This window comes from Glaciihabitans sp. INWT7 (genome assembly GCF_014217685.1).
In the GTDB taxonomy this organism is placed as follows: domain Bacteria; phylum Actinomycetota; class Actinomycetes; order Actinomycetales; family Microbacteriaceae; genus Lacisediminihabitans.
In genome coordinates this window covers 1,056,541-1,079,572 of the sequence record NZ_CP043653.1, presented here as the reverse complement: position 1 = coordinate 1,079,572, position 23,032 = coordinate 1,056,541, and the positions used below count along the sequence as shown (strand labels likewise).

Genomic DNA, 23,032 nt, shown 5'->3' with positions numbered 1-23,032 from the left:
TAAAAAAGAATGTTCGTTCTTGACAATCGAACACGCCGACGCGAATATAAAAGAACGAACATTCGTTTTAGAGAGGCAAGGCAATGAACGCCGTCAGATCGATTTCCCCACGGCCGCTCCACACGCCGTGGTCACGGCTTCTCGGAATCGGCGTTGCGCTTGCCGCCGGGCTGAGTGTGCTCCTTATCGCCTTCCTCTGGCCCAACGTCACCGCTTCGGTGAAGGGGCTGCCGATCGCGCTCGTCGGTCCAGCGGTGCAGACGAGCCAGCTCGAGAAGGCATTCGAGACGAAATCTCCCGGCACTTTCAGGTTCACCGCTGTATCCGGCCGCCCCGCCGCCGTGGATCGGATCGAGAACCGCACGGCCTACGGAGCCATCGTGATCGGGCAGGAGCCCGAGGTGCTCACGGCCTCTGCAGCCAGCCCCATCGTCTCTCAGCTGCTCACGGGCCTGGCCCCCCCACTTCAGGCTCAACTCACTGCGGCGGCGGCAGCCCAGGGCATTGACCTTCCTGCCCCCGTCACCGTGGCCGTGACGGATGTCGTTCCCCTCTTGTCGACCGATGCGCGCGGTTCCGCCATAGCCACATCCTCGTTTCCCCTGGTTCTCGGCGGGATGATCGGAGGCATCGCACTCTCGCTGCTCATCGTGGGAGTCTGGCGGCGCGTCACGGCGCTTCTGGTGTATTCGGGCGTCGGCGCACTCGGCATCACCGGGATACTGCAGGGCTGGTTCGGCGCACTCCAGGGAGACTTCCTCGTCAACGCCGGCGCGGTGGCGCTCGCGCTCCTTGGCATCGGAGGTGTGATCGTCGGGTTCGCGGCCCTCGTCGGTCCGTCGGGCGTCGCGATCGGCCCGGTGCTGTTTCTGCTCCTGGCCAATCCGATCTCCTCGGCCGCTCAGCCTCTCGAGTTCCTCGTCGCGCCGTGGGGCGTCGTCGGACAGGGGTTTCCGCCGGGGGCTGCAGCGACGCTCCTCCGCGAACTCTCCTACTTCCCGGCCGCCGACGTGACCTTCCCGTGGCTCGTGCTCGCGGGCTGGGCGACGTTGGGGCTCCTGCTAGCCGCGGTCGGGCACTTCCGCGACCGAGGGGCGGCGCTCGAGTCCGCCGTTGAGCAGGCCCTGCCAGACGCTGCTCCTCGACCAGTGCGCGCTAGCGACGCCCTCCCCCGATGACGCATGCGCGCGCGTCCGCGCCACTGTCTGCGGCTCGAACGCTCTTCCGAGCACCCACCACTTCTCGCTGCTCTGCCGCACCACGCCGGCAATCCCCTCCGCCGCACCCATGATCAGCCCATTATGTGCGAACACTGCGACGACGAACTCGCTCCATTCGTCGTCCGGCGGTCGAGGCGATCCCAAGCCGGGACCACCCCACTCTGACAACATGTTGTCAATAATCGACCTCAGGCGGTCGGGCTCGCACTGCCGATCGGGTCGGCACGCTCCCGGCCAAGAGGCTGCCGTTCCCGACTCATTGCCCAGCAGGAACAGACCCGGCTCGGGTGCCAGCAGGTCTCGGTATGCCATCGATGCCCCCACCCTTGTGCACCTCGTGGCGGGCAACATCACGGTCGGTCGGCAACACCGCCTCGTCGCCCCACCCTGATCCGGTCTCAGGCCCTCGGCATCCTCCCGACCGCGGTGCGGAGCGGTGAACTGACCGAGGATGTCGCCCTACTCCATCAGGAGCGGATGACCGAGCTGAAGATGCGCCTCCTCGGTGACCGGGTCCCCCCTCGAACCTCGTGAAGGATCGCCCTCGCACACGACTGGGACTCGACCTTCGATGCCGAATACCTCACCGTTGCGAAGCTCCACGCGGATGCACTCGTATCAGTGGACCCGAGGATGAGAGCGAAAGCCGAAGGCATCGTGGAATTGGCATCTCTCGATGACCTCACCACGACCGACGACTGACCGCTGAGGGTCGCCCGCTTCGCTGAACAGCGAACTCGACTGTCAGTCGCGCAATGTGTCGATCTTGTCCAGAGGCACGTAGAACGTGACCTCGCCGGTTTCGGTGTCGACCCGTGCCTTGAGGTCGACCTTCTGCTTCATGCGATGCCCGTGGGAAACGGCGACCGCATAGGACGAGGCAGCATAAACGTCACAGTCTTCGATGAATTCAGCCATGTTCCGAGCCTAGCCACATCGGATCGCCGTGACCGAGACAACGCTCGACAGCCGATCGGGCTCGCAGTCAGCTCCCCGGGCGCTCGAGCTCGCCGGTCAGGTACTGGGCGCGACCGAAGCCGAACGACCAGTCCGCGGGCGAATTCTCCACGAATCCGATGACGAGATCCGAACCGGCGACACCGGCAGCCTCCAGGTTGTGCGCGAGTGCGGAGAAGAATCGCTGCTTCGCTTCATCCGTTCGTCCCGCCTGGGTGAAGATCTGGATGATCACGAGAAGCTCTGAACGCTCGATACCGAGCCCGACATCCAGAGCCACGAGCATGCCCGGCGCATGCTCGGTGACGATCTGGAAGCGGTCGCGTTCGGGCAGCCCGTACACGTGCACGAGAGTCGCCTGAATGGCATCGCCGATGGCGTGGATCTGTTTGTGATCGCGTCCGGCGACGAGATCGATTCGAACGAGGGGCATGACGTTTTTCCGTTCCGATAGTCCTCCTCATCTTGTACACCAGGAGTCTGGATGTCGCGGTTTCGGAGCCGCCGCAGAGTCACGTCACGCTCACCGACGATCGACGACCCCGAAACGTTGGGTGGTGTGTCGGCGTGGGCGCCGCTAGCGTTGCGCTCGTCGAAGGGTCTCGCCGATGTCCGCCAACAGTCCGTGCACCGCCGTCGTGCTGGCCGGCGCGGTCCTGATTCTGGCGGGATGCAGCATCCGCTCGGGCCCACCGCCAGAATTCACCGACCGGTCACCGCTCGTCTCGTGTGGGGAAATCGTGCTCGCTCAGGGCGACACGGTGCCGCCCGGCGCGATCCGGTGCATGGACGAGGCCGCCGGCAAGTCCGGCGCCGAGCTGTCTATCTCGTCCCCGACGACGGAGGGAGACGCCATCATCTCGTATTTCCGCGTCGGGCCGGAGATCGACGGAATCGACCAGTTCGTTGACGCCACGAGGGATTCGTTCGGGCCGCGCCGATGGACCTACCAGCACTGCAGAGGGAACGTGACGATCAGCGAATACGGCGCCTGCACCGCCCGGTGAGACACGATCGTGAGAGGTCAGGAAGTTCGCTCGTCGAGCTCCTGGATCGCCTCCACTGCGGCGCCGAGCACCGCGTCCACCTCGTTGATCTTGCGATTGAGGGTGTTCGGTCCGGCCTGATACAGCTCACCGGCCTGGTCGACGACAGACTGGAGTTTCTCGCCCACGCTGGTGCCCTGCTTCTCGTCGTTGATTGTCATGAGTGAACCGTCCTGGAAAAAGAAAAAGGTGGAGTCAGACCGCAGTGGTGGAGAAGATATTACCTGCCGCACCTGCGGGATCGGTATTAGAAAGTGCCTTGCAACCGCTCCGAGAGCACGACGCTGAAGGTCACGAAGGCGAGCACGTTCAGAACCACGGTGCCCCAGAACGCCGAACGAAAGCCACGCTTGCGCGTCTTGTGCCGAAAAACTTGCTGGCCCACGATCGCGCCGGGCCAGCCTCCGATGATGCCGAGCGCGAGAAGCGAACTCTCCGAGATGCGCCAGCCGCCGCTCGTCGCGGCCCTCTTGTCGACCGCGTAGACGATGAAAGAGAGCACGCTGGTGAGCAGGTATACCCCGAGAACCCAGGGTGGCATGGGCCATTGCACACTCACGAAGACGTAGACGAGGAAGAATCCGATGATGGCCAGATAGTCGAAGGAGGCTGGTCTCCTGCCGGCGAGGACCCGCTGGATCGTCGTGCGCCGGGGGGCCGCGGGAGGCTCCGGTGGGGAGCTCGCAGACTGCGCCATCCGCTCTCCGTTGACGCGGCGTGCCACCGAGCGGCCATCATCGGCGGTCTCGATCTCGAAGCTGAGGGCCTCGCCGAGGAGCGGGCGTGCCGCGGACCGGGGGAATGCAGAGATGTGCACGAACACCCGCCGGTCACCGACATCCGTCGTGAGAAAACCGAATCCGCGATCGTCATTCCACGAGGTGAGGGTGCCGGTGACGCGTGTACCACCGTCACCGTCAGCCATTCCTCGATGGTATCCGTGACGACGCCCCCGGTTCGACTCGAATCGGCTCACGCCGAGGTCGCTCGGGCCGTTGCGACGCGCGGAAAGCTTCCTACACAGCCGTCAAGTAATTCCGTCGTCGCTCTTTACTGTTAGGAAACTTTACTGATACATTCGGCGCACTCGTGAATGCGTGAATTCGCACCGAACACCAGGAGCGCCGATGTCGACAACCGTGCCGGGCACCCCGGCCTGGCTGCGCGAGACCAACGATCGCACCGCGCTGTCCCTGCTTCTCCAGCACGGCTCGCTCACCCGTAACGGCATCGGGCAGCTCTCCGGGCTGTCGAAACCCACCGCCTCGCAGATCGTCTCCCGGCTCGAGGCCGCGGGGCTCATCCAGGTTGTCGGCGAGGTCTCGGGCGGCCGTGGTCCCAACGCGGTCACCTATGGCGTGCGGCCGGACCGGGTGCTCGGGGTCGCCGTCGACATCAACGAGTCGGTGATCCGGTCGACGGTGGTGGATGCCCAGGGCGCCGAACATCCGGTCGTCGAGACCCGGCTCCAGGGCGATGATGACCGTTCGGCGGTCGCCGACCTGCGCGGGGCCATCGAGGCCGCAAGCCTCGCCAGCGCGACGAGCGCTTCGACGGTGCGCCTGGTCTGCGTGGGGGTGCAGGGCTCGGTGAATCCGCGCACCGATGAGCTCTCGTTCATCGACACGCTCCCGGGCTGGCCGCGCACCGGGGTCCGTCGCCAGCTCGAGGCGTTTCTCGCCCGCACCGTTCACATCGAGAACGACGTGAACCTCGCCGCGATCGCCGAGCGATCGGAAGGCGCGGGCGCCGGCGCATCCAGCTTCGCACTGCTCTGGATGGACGACGGTCTCGGCCTCGCCGTCGACCTCGACGGCACGGTGCACCGCGGCAGCGCCGGGGGTGCCGGCGAGATCGGCTACCTCCCCGTGCCCCGCGTCGCCGCCGGTATCGACCCCGATGCTGCGGACCTGCAGGACCTCATCGGCGGTCCGGCGATCATCGGCATCGCGAGGCGCCACGGCCTCGAGGGAACGGATGCCCGCAGCATCGCGCTCGCCCTCACCGACCACCCGAACCGAGGCGCCGTCTTCGCCGAGATGGCCCCTCGCATCGCTCTGGGTGTCGTGCCGGTGCTCGCGATCCTCGATCCGGAGGTAGTCGTGATCGGCGGTCCGATCGGGATCGCCGGTGGCGACGAGCTCGCGACCCTCGTGCGTGCCGAGATCGAACGCGACCAGCCCTGGCGCCCACGGATTCGCGGCTCGGCGGTATCGGGCGATCCGGTGCTTCGAGGTGCCCGCCACACGCTCGTGCAGCTGGTGCGCCAACGTCTGTTCGCCGAACTCGGCACCCTGCCCTGACCCCGTCGCCCCACCAGAAAGGTCTCGAACCATGAATCGTCATTCCCCCACCCGTCGCACCGGCTTCGTCTTAGCGATGGCGGCAGCGGTCGCGCTGGTCGCGACCGGATGCTCCCCCGCTGCCACGAACTCCGCGATCGATGCCACGGCCCCGGCCAAACTCACCGGCACGGTGAGTTTCTGGCACTTCTTCTCGGATCGGGAGGCGAAGGTCGTGCAGTCGGTCGTGGACGATTTCGAGAAGGCGAACCCGGGGGTGAAGGTCGACGTGCACAGCGGTCAGGATGACGAGAAGCTGCAGAAGGCCATCGCCGCCGGCAACTCGGTCGACGTCGGACTCTCGTACTCCACCGACATCGTCGGCAACTTCTGCAGCAGTGGCGCGTTCCGCGATCTCGGGCCGTACATCACCCGCGACAAGGTCGATCTCACGCAGTTCAGCAGGACCGTGCGCAGCTACACGGAGTACAAGGGCACCCGCTGCAGCATGCCGGTGCTCGCCGACGACTACGGTCTCTACTACAACAAGAAACTCCTGGCCGCGGCCGGGTATTCGGAGCCCCCGAAGACCCTCGGCGAACTCGAGAAGATGGCGATCGCCCTCACCACCTACATCGCCGACGGGTCGATCAAGACCCTCGGTTTCAATCCGATGATGGGCTTCTACGAGAACGCCGCCTCGCACTTCGGCCCGCTCGCCGGCGCGACCTGGCTCAAGAAGAACGGAAACTCCGCCATCGGCGGAGACCCCGCCTGGACCGAGCTGATGAAATGGCAGAAGGGCTTCGTCGACGCGATCGGCTACGACAAGCTCAACACCTTCACCTCGGGGCTCGGGCAGGAGTTCTCGGCAGACAACGCCTTCCAAACCGGGCAGGTGGCCATGAACCTCGATGGCGAGTACCGCACCGCGTTCATCGACGACCAGACTCCCAACCTGGAGTACGGAACCGCTCCCCTGCCGACCGCGGATGACCACACCGCGCTCTACGGTGGCGGCTACATCACCGGCAACATCGCCGGAATCTCCAAAGGGGCAAAGAACCCCGAAGCAGCCTGGGCGCTGCTCAAATACCTCACCACCGACACCGGGGCGATCGTGAAGCTTTCCAACGGACTCAAGAATGTGCCCACCACATCCGCGGCCCTCTCCTCCCCCGACCTGGAGGTCACCCCCCAGTTCAAGACCTTCCTCGACATCGCGGCCAACGAACACTCCGGCACCACTCCCCCGAGCCCGGTTGGTGCGGGCTACCAGCAGTCGTTCGAGGACTACTGGCACAAGTACCAGTCGGGATCGGGGTCAGGCCTCGCCGCGGGCCTCGCCAAGGTGGACAAAGACATCGACGCCTCCATCGCCCTGACCGCCGGACCGTAGCGTGACGACCACGACAGCGGCGCGACCCGCGGTGCGCCGTCGGCCCCGACGCTGGGCGGTGCTCGGGATGCTGGCGCCCGCCATCCTCGGGTTGCTGATCTTCTTCGTCTACCCGCTCATCGCCTCCGTGTACTACTCCTTCACCCGATTCGACCTGGTCTCTGCTCCCCAGTGGATCGGCCTGCGCAACTACGTCTACCTGTTCACCCAGGATCCGAATGTCTGGCAGGCGGCGGGCAACACGCTCTGGTTCGTCGGCATCCTGGTGCCGGTGCGCATCGTCACGGCCCTCGGAGTCGCCTGGCTGCTGGTGCGGGCGAAGAAGGCCTCCGGGTTCTGGCGCACCCTGTTCTACCTGCCTGCGCTCGTGCCACCGGTTGCGGCTGTCGTGGCCTTCGTCTTTTTGTTCAACCCGGGCACGGGGCCGGTCAACCTGATCCTCAAGGCCGTCGGCATCCACGGGCCGCTGTGGTTCAACGATCCGGCGTGGTCGAAGCCCTCGCTCCTGCTTCTTGGCGTCTGGGTGCTCGGCGACGTGATGATCATCTTCCTCGCCTCCCTGCTCGACGTGCCGCAAGAGCTGTACGAAGCAGCCTCGCTGGATGGCGCGAAGAGCTGGCAGAAGGGCTGGTACGTCACCCTGCCGGCGATCGTGCCCGTGCTGGTGTTCTCCGTGGTCACGGGCGTCATCGCCGCCCTGCAGTACTTCACCGAGGCAGCGGTCGCCTCGAGCGTCGCCTCCGGGCGGGCGACCGTCGGGGAGGGCGGCGGCGCAACCCTCGGGTACCCCGACAACTCCCTGCTCACCTACACGGAATGGCTCTACGTGCGCGGATTCAGCAATTATCAGCTCGGCTACGCCTCGGCACTCGCGGTCGTGCTGTTCGTGGTGGCGAGCGTCGTGCTCCTGGTGCTGCTGCGCCGGGTACGCGCCTTCACCCCGGAGGAGGCATCGTGACCGTCACCGTCGCTGCCCGGCCCCGGCCCCGGCGCCGGGCGCTCGGCTGGATCGCCGAGCATGCCATCCTCGTGGCCATCGGCGTGCTCTTCATCGCACCGGTCGCTTTCGTCTTCCTCACCTCCCTCATGTCGGACAAGCAGGCTCTCACCGCGTCACTGATCCCCACGACCTGGCATTGGGAGAACTACCTGCGTGTGTTCCAGACCGTGCCCCTCCTGCAGTGGTTCGGCAACTCGGCGCTCTACGCCGTGCTTGCGACGGCATTCATGCTGCTCTCCTCGGTGCCGGCGGCATACGCGCTGGCGCGCATCCGGTTCCGTGGATCGGGGGCGCTCTTCCTCTGCATCATCGTCGCGATGCTTCTGCCGCCTCAGGTGACCGCGATCCCGATCTACGTGATGTGGTCGCAACTTCATCTCACCGGCACCCTGTGGCCGCTGATCCTGCCGAACCTGCTCGGGGACGCGTTCTCGATCTTCCTGCTGCGGCAGTTCTTCCTCACCATCCCCAAGGAATACGCCGATGCAGCCCGGATCGACGGCTGCAGCGAGTGGGCCGTGTTGTTACGGGTGATCGTGCCCATGGCGCGCCCGGGTATCGCCGCGGCCGGACTGTTCATGTTCTTCAACTCGTGGAACGACTACTACGGACCGCTGCTCTACACCTCCGAGAACTCGGCCGCCTGGCCGGTCGCCTACGGGCTGGCGAGCTTCCGCAGTGTTCACGGCACCGACTGGAGCATCACGATGACCATGACGATCCTCGTGATGGTTCCCGTGGTCATCATCTTCTTCTTCGCACAGAAAATCTTCGTCGAGGGCATCACGCTCACCGGCGTCAAAGGCTAAGGACACACAGCATGAAACTCACTGTCATCGGCGGAGGCTCCACCTACACGCCCGAGCTCATCGACGGCTTCGCGCGCCTGCGGGAGGTGTTGCCCATCGAGGAACTCTGGTTGGTGGATCCGGATGCCCACCGCCTCGAACTCGTCTCCGGGGTCTCGCGGCGAATGTTCGCCCGCGCGGGGCATCCGGGAGTCATCCACGCCACCTCCGATGTCGTTGCCGGGGTGGAGAACGCCGACGTCGTGCTGCTGCAGCTGCGCATCGGAGGACAGGCCGCGCGACATGGCGACGAGACCTGGCCGCACGAGGCCGGCGTGATCGGGCAGGAGACGACGGGACCGGGAGGCTTCGCCAAGGCCCTCCGCACGGTGCCGGTGGTGCTGGACATCGCCGAGAAGGTGCGGGCCCACGCGAAACCGGATGCCTGGATCATCGACTTCACCAATCCGGTCGGCATCGTCACGCGCGCCCTGGTCGGCGCCGGCCATCGGGCCGTCGGCCTCTGCAACGTCGCCATCGGTTTCCAGCGCCGATTCGCGGCAATGCTCGACGTGGACTTCCGCGAGGTGCGGCTCGACCATGTCGGCCTCAACCACCTCACCTGGGAGCGCGGCGTCACCGTCGCGGGCCGGGATGCCCTGCCCGAGCTGCTCGCCTCGCGCCTGGGAGACCTCGCAGAAGAGGTGGAACTGGCACCGGAGCTGCTGTCGTTGCTCGGATCGGTGCCCTCGTACTACCTCCGCTATTTCTACAGTCACGACCAGGTCCTCCGGGAGCAGCTCGGCTCCCCCACCCGCGCGGAAGCGGTGATGGAGGTCGAGGCGCAACTGCTGGAGCTCTACGCCGACCCGCACGTCGACACCAAGCCGGCAATCCTCGAGAAGCGTGGTGGCGCCTATTACTCCGAGGCCGCGGTGGATCTGATCGCCTCCCTGGTCTCGGACCGGCGTGACGTGCAGGTGGTGAACATCCGCAACGACGGCGCTCTGCCGTTCCTGCCCGACGACCATGTGATCGAGGTGCCGGCGACAGTGGGAGCTGCGGGGCTCACGGCCCTGCCGATCGCCCCGCTCCCGGACGATCTGGCGGGCCTCATCGCCGACGTCGCAGGCTATGAGCGCCTCGCCCTCGATGCTGCGCTTCACGGGGGCCGCGAGCGCGTGCTGCGGGCGATGGTCTCGCATCCGCTCGTGCGCCAGTTCGATCGCGCCGAGAAGCTCACCGACCTGCTGCTGGCCGAGAACAGCCGACATCTCGCGTGGGCGCGATGAGTGCGGATGCGGGCGTCATCGTCGCGATCGATGGCGGAGGGTCCAAGACGGATGCCGTCGCGGTAGACCTCGACGGCACCGTGCGGGCTCATGCCCGTGGCGGGGCCTCCAACCCGCAGACGCAGGGGCTCGGCGCCGCCGTCGCGGTCGTCGACTCGCTCGTCACCGAGGTGCTCGAGAGTGCCGGGCTCCCCCTCGTCGGCACCGGGGTCTTCGTCTCCGGCCTCGACCTGGAGATCGAGATCGAGATCTTCCGTGAGGCGGTCGCGCACCTCCCCTGGGCCTCGATCGGCAATCCCCTCGTGGACAACGACATGTTCGCCCTCCTGCGCACCGGCACTCAGCAAGCGGATGCGGTCGCCGTGATCTGCGGCACCGGCATCAACTGCGTCGGCGTGCGCGCAGACGGGGCCACGGCCCGATTCCCCGCTCTCGGCCCCATCTCCGGCGATTGGGGCGGAGGTTTCCAACTGGGTGAGCAGGCCCTGTGGCATGCGGCCCGGGCGGGCGACGGCCGAGGGCCTGCCACAGAGTTCAGCCGGTCCATCCCGGACTTCTTCGGGTTGCCCGACATCCGGGCGGTGATCGAAGGGCTCCATTTCGCACGCCTGTCCGTGGCGAGCCTTGCACTTCTCGCCCCACTCGTCTTCGATGCCGCGGACGGCGGTGATGCGGCGGCGAGGCTCATCCTCGACCGCCAAGCCGAGGAGATCGTGGCTCTCGCCGGTGCGGCCATCCGTCGACTGGAGTTGGATTCGTTCCCCGTTCCCGTGGTGCTCGGCGGCGGGGTGCTGGCCGCGGGACACGGGCCGTTTCTGGCCGCCATCGAGGAGAAGCTCAGCCTGCGAAGCCCGCTCGCACGGATAGCCCTCGTGCGCGACCGGCCGATCGTCGGCGCCGCTCTGCTCACTCTCGAAGCCGCGGGTGCGACGGTCGAGGTCACCTCGACGGCGCACACCGCGCTCGCGCTCACCTTCGCCCGGCTGGATGAGGCGACACCCTGACAAACGCGCCCCGCTAGCATCGGGAGCGTGACTGGTGCTGCCGAATGAGGATCGTGATCGCGCCCGACTCGTTCAAGGGCTCGCTCAGTGCGCTCGACGTCGCCCAGGCGATCGCAGCCGGTTGGGCGGCGGTGCGTCCCGGAGACTCACTCACCCTGATCCCGCTGGCCGACGGCGGCGAGGGCACACTCGACGCTGTCGAGTCTTCGGTGCCGGGGGCACGGCGACACGACGCCGGTCCGGTGACCGGTCCGGACGGAAGGCAGACCCCCGGAGCCTGGCTCTCGCTGCCGGACGGCACGGCCGTGGTCGAACTGGCCCAGATGTCGGGGATCCCCCTGATGCGAAGTCTCGATCCGCTCGGTGCGTCGACGGAGGGACTCGGCCAGGTGATCCGCCGCGCGCTGGACTCCGGGGCGTCGCGGCTCATCATCGGGCTGGGAGGCTCGGCCTCGACGGACGGCGCGGCGGGTGCCCTCTCCGCCCTCGGCCTTCGCTCCGATGGCACCCTCACCGCGGGTGGAGCCGCGCTCGCCTCGCTGGGCTCCCTAGACCGCTCGCAGCTCAGCTCACCGCCACCGGGCGGCGTCACGCTGTTGACGGATGTCTCCGCTCCCCTGCTCGGGCCTGCCGGCGCCGCCGCGGTCTTCGGGCCGCAGAAGGGGGCATCTACCTCCGAGGTCGTGCAGCTCGATGCGGCTCTCGCCCACTTCGCCGAACTCCTCGGTGCAGACCCCCGCAGCGGCCACGTCACCGGCGGCACAGTCACGACTGCCGATCCCGCACGACCGGGAACCGGTGCCGCGGGCGGCGCCGCCTACGGATTCGTCGCGGCCTGGGGTGCCCGCATCGAGCCCGGTGCCGAGTATCTCTGCGCGCTCACGGGAGTGCCGGCGGCTATTGCCGCAGCGGATCTGCTGATCACCGGCGAGGGGCGCTTCGACGCGACATCCAGCACGGGAAAGCTCGTCGGCACGCTGATCGGACTGGCGGGCGAGCGTGGAGTGCCGGTCGCGGTGATCGCGGGGCAGCTCGCGATGGCGCCGGTCGGTTATGACGGCAGCCCGCTCTGGGCAGCCGGGCTAGCGGATGTCGCGGGCTCGGCCGCGGCAGCGATGGCCGACCCCACCCGCTGGCTGCGGGAGGCCGGAGCAGCCGCCGCCCGGGCCGCGGATCACTCCCCCGAGTGAGCCTCGAGAAAGGCGTAGAGCTCGGTGTCGTCGACGCCGGGGAACGTGCCAGAGGGCAGCGGCGCCAGGATATGAGCGTGCAGCTTCGCGCTCGGCCACGCCTGGTGCGCCCACCGCTTCGACAGCTCCGTGTCGGGGCGCCGGCAACAGTTCGCGTCGGGGCAGCGTGACGTCACCCGATTCGTCGTGTCGCGACCGCGGAACCACTTCGCGTCGGCGAACGGCACCCCGAAGGTGATCGAGAACTCCTCGTTGCTCGCGGTGCCGGTCTGGGTCGAACACCAGTAGGTGCCCGTGGGGGTGTCGGTGTACTGGTAATACTCGTTGGTGCGGTTCGGGCGCCAGAACGCGGTGCGGGCGCTCCAGTATCGGCACACCAGCTGGCCCTCGGTCGAGCCCGTGACATCCGTCGGCAATTGCAGGCCGTCGTTCTCGTAGCCCTTGTAGAGCGCGCCGTCTTCGCCGACCCTCAGGAAGTGCACCGGCATGCCGAGGTGGGTCGTCGCCAGGTTGGTGAAGCGCAGCGCCGCCGCTTCGTGGGTGACGCCGAAGGCATCCCGGAAGTCTTCGACCGCGAGGTTGCGCTCGGCCTTCGCGCGGTTGAGAAACTCCACCGACTGGGTGAGAGGCATGAGACAGGCCGCGGCGAAATAGTTGATCTCCAGCCGCTGGCGAAGGAATTCGGCGTAGCTCTCCGGCTCCTGATGCCCGAGCAGTCGGTGCGCGAGCGCCTGCAGCGCCATCGAACGCAGCCCGTGCCCGCCGGGGATCGACGCCGGCGGAAGATAGATCCGCCCGTTGGCGAGGTCGGTGACGGAACGCGTGGAGTGTGGAAGGTCGTTCACGAAGATCAACTCGAAGCCGAGCTTCTTCGCCATGAGGTTGACGGCGCGATGGGTGAGTGCGCCACCGACGTAGCCGACGCCGCGAACGGCCTCCTCGGCGAGCTCTTCGATCTCCGGCATGTAGTTGTCTCTGGTGCGCATGGACTGCCGAAGCTCGGTGTTCGCCCGGCGGGCCTCCTCCGGGGTGGCGATCGCCTCGCGTGCCCGACGGGCGAGCTCGCGGTGAAGTCCGACGAGCGACTGGAGGGTCTCCTCCGGCATCGTGCGGGAGGGACGGATGGCAGGGAGTCCGAGCCCCTGGTACACGGCGGCCTTCTGCATCCGGTCCAGTTCGATCTCGAGAGCGGCGCGCGGCGTCGGGGGCGCGTCATCGAGCAGCTGGGACACCGGGATGCCGACGGTGCCGGCGATCCCCTGCAGCAGGGAGAGCCGGGGTTCGCGACGCCCGTTCTCCATGAGGGAGAGCTGACTCCCCGCGATGCCGACCCGCTCCCCGAGCTGGTCGAGCGTGAGGCCCGCCTCGTTTCGGAAATGTCGGATGCGCTGGCCCAGCGTCGCAAGATCGGTCATGCATTTGACACTAGTGAAAGAAAGCCTATTCTTACCAGCCGATTCGTTGGAAATCACGAAGAAAGCCGCGCAATCTTGATTCAGGGCCGGAATTTGCGGCCACCCAGCCCCGCCCCAGACGAAACGGACGAGACATGACCATCACCTCAGCCCGACCGAGCTCCCTCTCCGCCGCACCGGATTCCGCGGGCGCAGTGCCGCCGACTGCCGATGCCCGCGTCGTCGCGTGGGTCGCCTCCATCGCCGCCATCACCACCCCGGACGCCGTCGTCTGGTGCGATGGATCACTCGCCGAGAACGACCGCCTCACCCATCTGATGGTCGATTCCGGAACCCTCCTGCGCCTCAACGCCGAGCACCGCCCCAACAGCTTCCTCGCCCGCAGCGACCCGAACGACGTCGCTCGCGTCGAGGCCCGCACGTTCATCTGCTCGGAATCCGAGGATGCGGCCGGACCGACCAACAACTGGCGCGAACCGGCCGAGATGCGCGCGACGCTCGCCGGACTGTTCTCCGGCAGCATGCGCGGCCGCACGATGTACGTCGTGCCGTTCTCGATGGGCCCCCTCGGAAGCCCGCTCGCCAAGCTGGGCGTGCAGCTCACCGACTCCCCCTACGTCGTCGTCAGCACCCGCATCATGACGCGGATGGGAGCGGATGCTCTCGCCCTCATCGGCCCGGAGACCGAGTGGGTGCCCGCAGTGCACAGCGTCGGAGCACCCCTCGTCGACGGCGCGAAGGACGTGCCGTGGCCCTGCAACGAGACGAAGTACATCTCCCACTTCCCGGAGACCCGAGAGATCTGGTCGTTCGGGTCGGCCTACGGCGGAAACGCCCTGCTCGCGAAGAAGTCCTTCGCCCTCCGCATCGCCTCCGTGCTCGCCCGGGACGAGGGCTGGCTCGCCGAACACATGCTGATCCTCAAGGTGACCAACCCGCGCGGCAAGGCCTTCCACGTCGTCGCTGCCTTCCCCTCCGCCTGCGGCAAGACGAACCTCGCGATGCTCAAGCCGTCGATCCCCGGCTGGAAGGTCGAGACGATCGGCGACGACATCGCGTGGCTGCGCCCCGGTGCCGACGGCCGGCTGCGGGCGATCAATCCCGAGGCCGGCTTCTTCGGCGTCGCTCCCGGCACCGGGCGTACGACGAACGAGACCGCCATCGACACGCTCTGGGGCAACACGATCTTCACCAACGTGGCTCTTCGAGAAGACGGCGACGTCTGGTGGGAGGGGCTGAGCGACACGGCTCCGGACAGCCTGGTCGACTGGCAGGGCAAGGCGTGGACCCCGGCATCCGCAACGCCCGCCGCCCATCCCAACTCCCGGTTCACGGTGGCCGCGGCCCAGTGCCCGGCGATCGCAGACGACTGGGACGACCCGGAGGGTGTCGTCATCGACGCCATCATCTTCGGTGGACGCCGCGCGACGAACGTGCCGCTGGTCACCGAAGCGCGTGGCTGGGAGCACGGCGTGTTTGTCGGGGCGACCGTATCCTCCGAGCGCACCGCCGCGGCGGAGGGTACCCTCGGAGAGCTGCGTCGCGACCCCTTCGCGATGATGCCGTTCTGCGGCTACAACATGGCGGACCACTGGTCGCACTGGCTCGACATCGGAAAGACTCTCGGAGCGAAAGCGCCCAAGATCTTCCAGGTGAACTGGTTCCGCAAGGATGCCGACGGCTCGTTCCTCTGGCCCGGCTTCGCCGAGAACTCCCGGGTTCTCGAGTGGATCCTGGAGCGGGTCGACGGACGCGTCCCGGCCATCGACACCCCGCTCGGGTGGAAGCCGATCGACGGCGGACTCGACCTCGACGGCATCGAGGTGAGCCGCAGCGACCTCGCCAAGCTCTTCGAGGTGGATCCGGACGCCTGGTTCGCCGAACTCGATGCGACGGAACAGTTCTTCTCGACCTTCGGGGATCGACTGCCGGAGAGCCTCACGAGCCAGCTCACCGACATCCGCCGCCGCCTCAAGCTGTCGATCGAGAACTGATCGTCACACGGTCACAACGTTTTCTGCCCCTCGTGCGTCTTAGAAGGTAGACACTCTTCTAGAGAACGCGCGAGGGGAACCGGATGGCCGCGGCAACACCACAAGATCAGTCGGCCTACGGCGGCTGGCAATCGGTCGTCCAGGCGCTCGTATCCGAGCGGGGCGACGCTCTCACGCGCTATGCGTGGCTGATCAGCGGCAGTGCGGATGATGCCGCAGACCTGGTGCAGGATGCCCTGGTCAAGACCTTCGGCCGGCTGCGCAACGGCTTCACGGTCTCGAGCGCCGAGGCCTATGTGCGGCGCGCCATCCTCAACACCTGGCTCGACGGGGGGCGCCGCACCTCCCGCTGGCGCCGGATCGCGCACCTCACCGCCGTTCCTGAGGCGCAGGAGTCCACCGCTCCCGCCACCGACAGCCGTATCGACCTCACCGCGGAGCTCGCTCGCCTCACCCCTCGGGAGCGGGCCTGCATCGTGCTGCGGTACTACGAAGACCTCAAGGTCGACGACATCGCCGAGTGGCTCGGCATCTCTTCCGGCGCGGTGAAGCGCTACCTCAGTGACGGCCTCGCGAAGATGGCGGTCGCGCTCTCCGACGAACCCGAGCCCGCCGCATCCACTCCGCAATCCACCCACCCACAGGGAGCGATCCATGTCCACCGAATCTGACCTCAAGAAGCTGTTCGCCGAGACGGGCCCCTCCCTCGGCACCGTCGATCTCTCGCGCGTGCTGCGCCGCAGCTCTCGTCGCCGCGTCGCACAACAGGTCGCGGTCGGCAGCGCCACGACCCTCGCGGTGGCGGGCATCGGGGTCGCCGGGTTCACCGGCATCCGCGGTCTCGTGCCCTCGTTCAGCTCGGGGTCGGCCACCAGCGCCAGCGCACCGGAGTCGAAAGGGGACTCTCCCCTCGGCAGCTCTGCCACCGATGGCGGGCTCAAGCGCGCTCCCGCCGACAGGATCAACCTCTGCGGCGGCGCGCTCGCCGACGTCGCTCCGAACGCGGACGGCCTCGTGCTCACGACCAGTTTCGAACTGGGGGATGCTTCCGCCCAGAGCGTCTCCGGCACCGTGACCCTCACCAACTCCGGCACCCAGCACATCACCGGCACGACGGCCGCGACCCCGGCCATCACCCTCTCGCGCGACGGAGTCGTGCTGTGGCACAGCAACGGCGCCATGATCGCGATGGCCGCCCTCGTCGACCTCGCACCCGGGGCATCCCTGACCTACCCGGCATCGTTCGAGCCGGTCACCTGCGCGACCGAAGACGACAGCGCCACGAGCTTTCGCGACGACCTGCCGCACCTCGCCGCCGGTGACTACCAGGTGTCCGCAGCCCTCGACCTCAGCCGCCAGAGCGCAGACGGCTCCTTCCTCAGCACCGACCTGGTGACCGGGCCTACCTCCTCGGTGATCCTGCGATAACCGCCCTTCATTCGCTGAGGGGGATTCAGTAGAATCGCAGGCGACAGCGCCAGCGTCATCCCCCGCGGTCGAAGGAGTCTGCCATTCGCGTCACCGTCACGACCCGGGTCTACCGGCTGGTCGCCGCGTTCGCGATCGCCCTGGTGGCCGCGCTGGCAGCGCCGCTGAGTGCCCAGGCCCAGTCGCCGGTCGACCTCGGTGGGGCTTACGTCGTGGACACCGTCAATGCGGTGGGTTCGCGCGGATCCGAGATCACTGCGGCGACCGACGCACTCTACGCCTCGACGAAGCTCCAGCTCTTCGTGGTCTATGTCGACAGTTTCACCGGCGTCTCCGACAAGACAGCCTGGGCGTCGAGTGTCGCGAAGAAGAACGGACTCGGCGCGAACGACATCCTGCTCGCGGTTGCCACGGTGGATCGCAACTATTCGATCTCCTACGGAGCATCGTCCCCTGACTCCTCCACGACGGACGCCGTCGAGACTAACGACATCATCCCGGCGCTGAAGAAGAGCGACTGGGTGGGTGCGGCGGTGGCCGCGGCGAGGGGCTATGCGGGAGAATCCAGCGGCGGACCGGGCGGGGGGTCGGATACCACTGCTCCGGGCACCCCCGCTCCGTCCGGAAGTGGTTCCGCGCTTCCCGTGGTGATCGTGATCATCCTGCTGGCCCTCATCGTGCTCGGCATCGTGTTCTTCGTGCGGTCGCGACGGCGGCGCGTCGGCGGTGCGGCATCCGCTCCCGCCGGCCCGAGCCAGGAGCAGCTCGACCAGAAGGCGGGAAGCCTTCTCGTGCAGCTCGACGATTCGCTGAAGACGAGCGAACAGGAGCTCGGTTTCGCCGTCGCCCAGTTCGGCACCGAAGCGACGACTCCATTCAGTGCTTCTCTGGCGACCGCGAAGTCCCAGGTGGCCGAGGCTTTCACCCTGCGTCAGAAGCTCGACGACTCCGTGCCGGAGACGCCGCAACAGAAGCGCGAGATGACCTCCCGCATCATCGAACTCTGCGAAGCCGCCGACGCCGAACTCGATGCCCAGGCCGACGCCTTCGATGGCCTGCGCAAACTCGAGAAGACCGCGCCGCAGGCGCTGGAGAGCGTGGTGACGGATGCCGAGGCGGTCTCGACCCGACTCGCGACGGCGCGCGCGACTCTCACCAGCCTGCAGGCGACGTTCTCTCCTGCGGCGCTGTCCTCCATCGCCGGCAACCCCGACCAGGTTGCCAAACTCCTCGAGTTCATCGGCAGCGCCGGCACGACAGCGAAGACCGCGATCGCCAGCGGAGACTCCGGCGTCGCGGCGATCAATGTGCGGGCGGCCCAGGCCAGTATCGGCCAGACCACGCAGCTGCTCGACTCGATCGACACGCTCGCGTCCAGCCTCGCGGATGCCCGAAGCAAGCTCGCCGCCGCGGTGGCCGACACCCAGCAGGACCTCGCTACCGCGCGAGCCCTCCCGGCCACGGCATCCGGCTCTCTCAGTCAGCCGGTAGCGGCCGCCGAAGCTGCGCTCGCCGCCGCGACGACCGGCACCGGCCCCGCCGATCCACTGTCGAGTCTCGCCTCGCTCACCACCGCCAACGCGGCGCTCGACCAGGTGCTCGACGCGGTGAGGGATCAACAGCAGAAGGTGCAGTCCGCGACCGCACAGCTTCCGACCGCCATGAGCGCCGCCTCCAGCCAGATCTCGGCGGCCAACGACTTCATCACGACGCGCCGTGGCGGGGTCGGCAGTGCTGCGCGAACGCGGGTCTCCGAAGCCACCCGCCATCTCGAAACCGCCGTCGGCCTCGCGGCCTCTGACCCGGTGAAGGCACTCGCGGAGGCGGCCGCGGCCCAGTCGTTGGCCGCGCAGGCACTCTCCCTCGCCCATAACGACGTCGACTCCGCGGGCGGCGGCCAGGGTGGCGGGCAGGGGGGAAGCTTCGGTGGCGGGCTCGGCGGCGCGATCCTCGGCGGTCTCATCGGCGGCATGCTCAGCGGAGGCGGCGGCCGCGGCAATAGCGGAGGCGTCTTCGGCGGCGGAGGATTCGGCGGCGGCGGCGGTGGGTTCGGCGGTGGGTTCAGCGGCGGCGGGTTCGGCGGCAGCTCACGGAGCTCCGGGGGATCCTTCGGTGGTGGCGGTGGCGGTGGCGGCCGCTCGAGCGGCGGCCGGTTCTAGTGCATGTCGTACCGGCAATTCGCCCAGGCAGTTCATTCAGGCTTTTCGTTTCATCCAGCTATCCAGATTCGCAGTGACACAACGAAGGGAAACACCATGGCAAAGCAGTCAATTCTCGGACGCATCGCTCAGATGGCCAAGGCCAACATCAACGCGCTGCTCGATTCGGCCGAAGACCCGAAGATGATGCTCGATCAGATGGTTCGTGACTACACGAGCAGCATCTCCGAGGCGGAGAGCGCGGTGGCCCAGACCATCGGCAACCTCCGCCTGCTCGAACAGGACTACACCGAAGACGTCGACAACGCCGCGGACTGGGGTCGCAAGGCGCTGGCGGCCAGTAAGAAGGGCGACGAACTGCGCGCGGCGGGCAACCCTGCAGACGCCGACAAATTCGACAACCTGGCGAAGGTGGCGCTCGGTCGACAGATGGCCTCGGAGAAGGAGGCGAAGGACGCCGAGCCGACCATCGCCTCCCAGACCGCGGTCGTCGACCAGCTCAAACGCGGCCTCGATGCCATGCGCACCAAGCTGAGCCAGCTGTCGTCGAAGCGTGACGAGCTGATCGCCCGGTCGAAGACCGTTGAGGCGCAGACTCAGGTGCAGGATGCGGTCAAGTCCATCGACCTCACCGACCCCACGAGCGAGATCAGCCGCTTCGAGGACAAGATCCGTCGCCAGGAGGCGACAGTCCTCGGCCGCCAGGAGCTCGCGGCCTCGAGCCTCGATGCCCAGTTCGAGCAATTGGATGCCTCGGACGACTCGATAGAGCTCGACGCCCGGCTCGCCGCCCTCAAGGCCGGTGCGCCGGCCCCCTCGGCGATCGAGCAGTAGCCTCCGCCCGTCGAGCGGCGAGCACCCGCGACGCGTATCGAGACCCCCAGCGGGTCTCGATACGCGTCGTCCGTCCCAGCTCCTCGACACCGCGCGAACTCCCGGGAACAATTCCCGCCCCTCCCCGGTTACTTCACGCATGACAACTATTGGAATCATCGGAGCAGGAAACATCGGCAGCCAGGTCGCCCGCAAGGCGGTCGAGAACGGCTATGACGTCGTCATCAGCAATTCTCGGGGACCTGAGACCCTGACGGAACTCGTGGCCGAGCTGGGGCCGAAGGCCACGGCGGGCACCGCCATCCAAGCCGCCGAGGCTGCGGACGTCGCTGTCGTCACCGTGCCGCTCAAGGCCTACGCAGACGTGCCCGTCGAGCCGCTCGCCGGCAAGATCGTGATCGACACCAACAACTACTACTTCGAGCGCGACGGTCACATCGACGCCCTCGACGCCGGCGAAACGACTGTCAGCGGCATGCTGCAGGAGCACCTTCCCACCTCCCGGGTCGCCAAGGGCTTCAACCACATCACCGCCGCCGACATCACCGCGGACGGCTTCCCGAAGGGCGACCCGAAGCGGCGCGCTCTCGCGACGTCCTCCGACTTCGCGGACGCCTCGGACTTCGTGACGAAGCTCTACGACGAATTCGGCTTCGACACCGTGAACATCGGGCCGCTCTCCGAGAGCTGGCGCGTCGAGCGCGACCGCCCGGCATACGGCAGCCGGCAGAACGTCGCCGAGCTCGAGGCGAACCTGGCGAAGGCACCCCGCACGATCTGATCGCTCCCTCTTCACCCGGTGGCGGCCATACTTGACAGGTGGCCGCCACTTTTCTCATTGTCCCCCAATGGCAAGGCTCGGGTTCGTCCCGTGCCATGAGGCTCGCGGAGGGGGCTTCCGCGATCAGCGGCGACCTGCCGGTGTCGGCGACCATCGTCGTCGAGGTGCCCTCCGAGGCGGGCACCGACGAGGGCAGCGAGGTATTGCGCCTGAGCTCGCTTCGCCAAATAAGAGATGCGCAGTTGGCCGCGCTCGCCACCGTGTCCGGCCTGGCGATCACGATCGGCGGCGACTGTGGCGTCGACCTCGCCTCCATCCACCATGCCGGAGCACGGCACGAGGGGATGGCGGTGGTCTGGATCGACGCCCACGCCGACCTCAACACCCCGGAGGAGTCTCCGTCGCGAGCCTTCCACGGCATGGTGCTTCGCACGCTCCTCGGCGATGGTCCGGTGGCGCTGATACCCGACTCGCCGATCTCGGCGGCGCGGGTGATCCTCGCCGGCACACGCTCGCTGGATGACGGCGAACTCGCGTACATCGAGTCCGCGGGCATCCCGGTCATCGCCCCCGATGCCCTCGACGCGGACTCCATCACCGCCGCCCTGGTCGCGAGCGGCGCGACCTCTGTCTACCTTCACGTGGATCTCGACGTGCTCGACCCCGCCGAATTCGGCTCTCTCGGCTACCCCGAGCCGTTCGGCGTCTCCCTCACCACTCTGCTCACGGTGATCGCCGCGGCCAAGGCGGCCCTACCGCTGGCCGGAGCCGCGGTCACCGAGTTCGCCCCGGCATCGGCGGATGACGCGGCCGACGATCTCGGCAGCATCCTGCGCATCATCGGGGCGCTCGCGAGCTGAGCTCGTGCCTGTCGGCACAGCGCCTAGCATTGAGCAACGGCCGATCGAGGCCGACGGCGTTCCGAAGGGCCAGCGATGACCGACACCACCCCCGAATCCCCTCGAATCACGGTGGAGCGAGACGGGCATGTGCTCCTGATCGGGTTCAACAGGCCGGAAAAACGCAACGCAGCGGACTTCGCGCTGCTTCAGGAGCTCGCTCTCGCCTACGGTGAGCTCGAACGCGATCCGGAGCTGCGGGCCGGATTCGTCTTCGCCCACGGTGAGCATTTCACCGGCGGTCTGGATCTCGCCGATGTCGCGCCGAGAATCGGAGCGGAGGGCCTGCAGACCGTTCCGGATGGCGGCATCGATCCCTGGCAGGTCTCCGGCCGGCAGCTCGGCAAGCCCGTGGTCATCGCCGTGCAAGGCACCTGCCTCACCCTCGGAATCGAGCTGATGCTCGCGAGCGACATCGCGGTCGCCGCGGCATCCACCCGGTTCGGGCAGATCGAGGTCGCCCGCGGAATCCTGCCCTTCGGCGGCGCCACCATCCGCTTTCCCCGCGCGGTCGGCTGGGGAAACGCGATGCGCTGGATCCTCACCGGCGACCAGTTCGACGCGGCGGAGGCACATCGCATCGGCCTGGTGCAGGAGGTCGTGCCGGACGGCACACAGTACGACCGAGGGCTCGAACTCGCCCACCGCATCGCGGCTCAGGCCCCACTCGCGGTGCAGGCCGCCCTCTCCAACGCGCGACTCGCTCTGCGCGAGGGTGATGCCGCGGCCGCGGCCGCGCTCCAACCCGAACTCGTGCGGCTCGTACACAGCGAGGATGCCGCGATCGGCATGACGGCGTTCGTCACGCGCACGACCGCAGAGTTCGTCGGCCGGTGAGGGAACTCACCCGGCTTCCTGCGGTGAGCCTGCGGGCCACCTTCGGGTCGAATGTCGACCTCTCCGCCCTCAGCGGTCGCACCGTGCTCTATGTCTATCCGCGTACCGGACGTCCCGGCACCGAAGCGCCGGAGGGGTGGGACGTGATACCGGGTGCGCGCGGGTGCACGCCGGAGGCCTGCGCGTTCCGTGACCATTTCGCCGAGCTTCGCGCGGCGGGAGTCACCCGGGTGTTCGGGGTGTCGACCCAGGATTCCGACTACCAGTCCGAAGCCGTAGAGCGTCTGAGCCTCCCCTTCGCCTTGCTCTCGGATCCCGGGCTCTTGCTGGCGGATGCCCTCGACCTGCCGACCTTCGTGGCTGGCGCAGAAACTTTCTACCGTCGCTTGACGATCGTCGCGAACGGGTCGACCATCGAAAGGGTCTTCTTTCCCGTCGACGATCCCCAGAACCACGCTTCGCAGATCGTCGAGTGGCTCGGATCGCGAGAGTAGAAACCACCCTGTC

Annotated in this window: 23 protein-coding genes; 18 read left to right on the top strand and 5 right to left on the bottom strand. The window is 67.5% G+C overall.

The genetic code is table 11. The features are described from left to right. Nucleotides 1-83: 83 nt before the first annotated feature. Nucleotides 84-1,178, top strand: a complete 1,095-nt coding sequence (locus tag F1C58_RS05340; protein WP_185203212.1) for a hypothetical protein — start codon at nt 84-86, stop codon at nt 1,176-1,178. Between the two features lie 786 nt (nt 1,179-1,964). Here F1C58_RS05340 and F1C58_RS05335 read toward each other — a convergent pair. Both F1C58_RS05335 and F1C58_RS05330 read right to left on the bottom strand, forming a co-directional pair. Then, nucleotides 1,965-2,138, bottom strand: a complete 174-nt coding sequence (locus F1C58_RS05335) for a hypothetical protein (protein ID WP_185203210.1) — start codon at nt 2,136-2,138, stop codon at nt 1,965-1,967. Between the two features lie 67 nt (nt 2,139-2,205). After that, nucleotides 2,206-2,610 (bottom strand): tautomerase family protein, encoded by a 405-nt coding sequence (locus F1C58_RS05330; RefSeq protein WP_185203208.1) that lies wholly within the window; start codon nt 2,608-2,610, stop codon nt 2,206-2,208. A 175-nt stretch (nt 2,611-2,785) separates the two neighbouring features. On the opposite strand from F1C58_RS05330, the gene F1C58_RS05325 reads away from it, so the two are divergent. Beyond that, nucleotides 2,786-3,184 (top strand): hypothetical protein, encoded by a 399-nt coding sequence (locus tag F1C58_RS05325; protein WP_185203206.1) that lies wholly within the window; start codon nt 2,786-2,788, stop codon nt 3,182-3,184. A gap of 17 nt (nt 3,185-3,201) precedes the next feature. Here the strand turns inward: F1C58_RS05325 and F1C58_RS05320 are convergent, their stop codons facing one another. Together F1C58_RS05320 and F1C58_RS05315 are read right to left on the bottom strand one after the other, a co-directional pair. Next, the gene (locus F1C58_RS05320) at nt 3,202-3,384 is read right to left on the bottom strand and encodes a hypothetical protein (RefSeq protein WP_185203204.1); all 183 of its coding nucleotides are present in this window, start codon (nt 3,382-3,384) and stop codon (nt 3,202-3,204) included. An 86-nt stretch (nt 3,385-3,470) separates the two neighbouring features. Beyond that, complete coding sequence (locus F1C58_RS05315; protein WP_185203202.1) at nt 3,471-4,148, bottom strand: cold shock and DUF1294 domain-containing protein; 678 nt, start codon at nt 4,146-4,148, stop codon at nt 3,471-3,473. Between the two features lie 202 nt (nt 4,149-4,350). On the opposite strand from F1C58_RS05315, the gene F1C58_RS05310 reads away from it, so the two are divergent. From F1C58_RS05310 to F1C58_RS05280, 7 genes are read left to right on the top strand one after another with little or no spacing between them, the layout of a single operon-like run. Further along, nucleotides 4,351-5,526 (top strand): ROK family transcriptional regulator, encoded by a 1,176-nt coding sequence (locus tag F1C58_RS05310; protein WP_185203201.1) that lies wholly within the window; start codon nt 4,351-4,353, stop codon nt 5,524-5,526. Nucleotides 5,527-5,557: 31 nt separating this feature from the next. Then, a complete protein-coding gene (locus tag F1C58_RS05305; RefSeq protein ID WP_185203199.1) occupies nt 5,558-6,904 on the top strand; it encodes an ABC transporter substrate-binding protein in 1,347 nt (448 codons plus the stop codon). A 1-nt stretch (nt 6,905) separates the two neighbouring features. Further along, nucleotides 6,906-7,862 carry a carbohydrate ABC transporter permease gene (locus F1C58_RS05300; protein ID WP_255461281.1) on the top strand — a complete coding sequence of 319 codons (957 nt, stop codon included), beginning with the start codon at nt 6,906-6,908 and terminating at the stop codon, nt 7,860-7,862. After that, a complete protein-coding gene (locus tag F1C58_RS05295) occupies nt 7,859-8,713 on the top strand; it encodes a carbohydrate ABC transporter permease (RefSeq protein WP_255461280.1) in 855 nt (284 codons plus the stop codon). Before F1C58_RS05300 ends, F1C58_RS05295 begins: the two co-directional genes overlap by 4 nt. A gap of 11 nt (nt 8,714-8,724) precedes the next feature. Then, nucleotides 8,725-9,984 carry a 6-phospho-beta-glucosidase gene (locus tag F1C58_RS05290; RefSeq protein WP_185203196.1) on the top strand — a complete coding sequence of 420 codons (1,260 nt, stop codon included), beginning with the start codon at nt 8,725-8,727 and terminating at the stop codon, nt 9,982-9,984. Then, nucleotides 9,981-10,988 (top strand): N-acetylglucosamine kinase, encoded by a 1,008-nt coding sequence (locus F1C58_RS05285; protein ID WP_185203194.1) that lies wholly within the window; start codon nt 9,981-9,983, stop codon nt 10,986-10,988. The genes F1C58_RS05290 and F1C58_RS05285 overlap by 4 nt, the downstream gene beginning before the upstream one ends. A 44-nt stretch (nt 10,989-11,032) precedes the next feature. Further along, nucleotides 11,033-12,178, top strand: coding sequence for a glycerate kinase (locus F1C58_RS05280; RefSeq protein ID WP_185203192.1), 1,146 nt, complete (start codon nt 11,033-11,035; stop codon nt 12,176-12,178). On the opposite strand, the gene F1C58_RS05275 is transcribed toward F1C58_RS05280, so the two are convergent. Continuing rightward, nucleotides 12,163-13,593, bottom strand: coding sequence for an XRE family transcriptional regulator (locus F1C58_RS05275; RefSeq protein ID WP_185203190.1), 1,431 nt, complete (start codon nt 13,591-13,593; stop codon nt 12,163-12,165). The two genes, F1C58_RS05280 and F1C58_RS05275, sit on opposite strands and share 16 nt — an antisense overlap. Before the next feature lie 134 nt (nt 13,594-13,727). Between F1C58_RS05275 and F1C58_RS05270 the strand changes: the two genes are divergently transcribed. The 9 genes from F1C58_RS05270 to F1C58_RS05230 all read left to right on the top strand — a co-directional run bounded on the left by F1C58_RS05270 (nt 13,728) and on the right by F1C58_RS05230 (nt 23,019). After that, entirely contained in the window at nt 13,728-15,587 is a 1,860-nt protein-coding gene (locus tag F1C58_RS05270; protein WP_185203188.1) for a phosphoenolpyruvate carboxykinase (GTP), read from the top strand. An 83-nt stretch (nt 15,588-15,670) separates the two neighbouring features. Beyond that, nucleotides 15,671-16,258 (top strand): SigE family RNA polymerase sigma factor, encoded by a 588-nt coding sequence (locus F1C58_RS05265; protein ID WP_185203186.1) that lies wholly within the window; start codon nt 15,671-15,673, stop codon nt 16,256-16,258. Then, a complete protein-coding gene (locus F1C58_RS05260; protein WP_185203184.1) occupies nt 16,242-17,015 on the top strand; it encodes a hypothetical protein in 774 nt (257 codons plus the stop codon). Before F1C58_RS05265 ends, F1C58_RS05260 begins: the two co-directional genes overlap by 17 nt. Before the next feature lie 143 nt (nt 17,016-17,158). Next, the gene (locus F1C58_RS05255) at nt 17,159-19,174 is read left to right on the top strand and encodes a YgcG family protein (RefSeq protein WP_185203182.1); all 2,016 of its coding nucleotides are present in this window, start codon (nt 17,159-17,161) and stop codon (nt 19,172-19,174) included. Between the two features lie 96 nt (nt 19,175-19,270). Then, nucleotides 19,271-20,008 (top strand): PspA/IM30 family protein, encoded by a 738-nt coding sequence (locus tag F1C58_RS05250; protein ID WP_185203180.1) that lies wholly within the window; start codon nt 19,271-19,273, stop codon nt 20,006-20,008. Between the two features lie 139 nt (nt 20,009-20,147). Next, the gene (locus F1C58_RS05245) at nt 20,148-20,789 is read left to right on the top strand and encodes an NADPH-dependent F420 reductase (protein WP_185203178.1); all 642 of its coding nucleotides are present in this window, start codon (nt 20,148-20,150) and stop codon (nt 20,787-20,789) included. Between the two features lie 38 nt (nt 20,790-20,827). After that, nucleotides 20,828-21,649 (top strand): arginase family protein, encoded by an 822-nt coding sequence (locus tag F1C58_RS05240; protein ID WP_255461279.1) that lies wholly within the window; start codon nt 20,828-20,830, stop codon nt 21,647-21,649. Between the two features lie 75 nt (nt 21,650-21,724). Further along, nucleotides 21,725-22,525: a crotonase/enoyl-CoA hydratase family protein gene (locus F1C58_RS05235; RefSeq protein ID WP_185203176.1), complete on the top strand. Its 801-nt coding sequence runs from the start codon at nt 21,725-21,727 to the stop codon at nt 22,523-22,525. Beyond that, complete coding sequence (locus F1C58_RS05230) at nt 22,522-23,019, top strand: peroxiredoxin (protein ID WP_185203174.1); 498 nt, start codon at nt 22,522-22,524, stop codon at nt 23,017-23,019. Before F1C58_RS05235 ends, F1C58_RS05230 begins: the two co-directional genes overlap by 4 nt. The last annotated feature ends 13 nt before the right edge of the window (nt 23,020-23,032 follow it).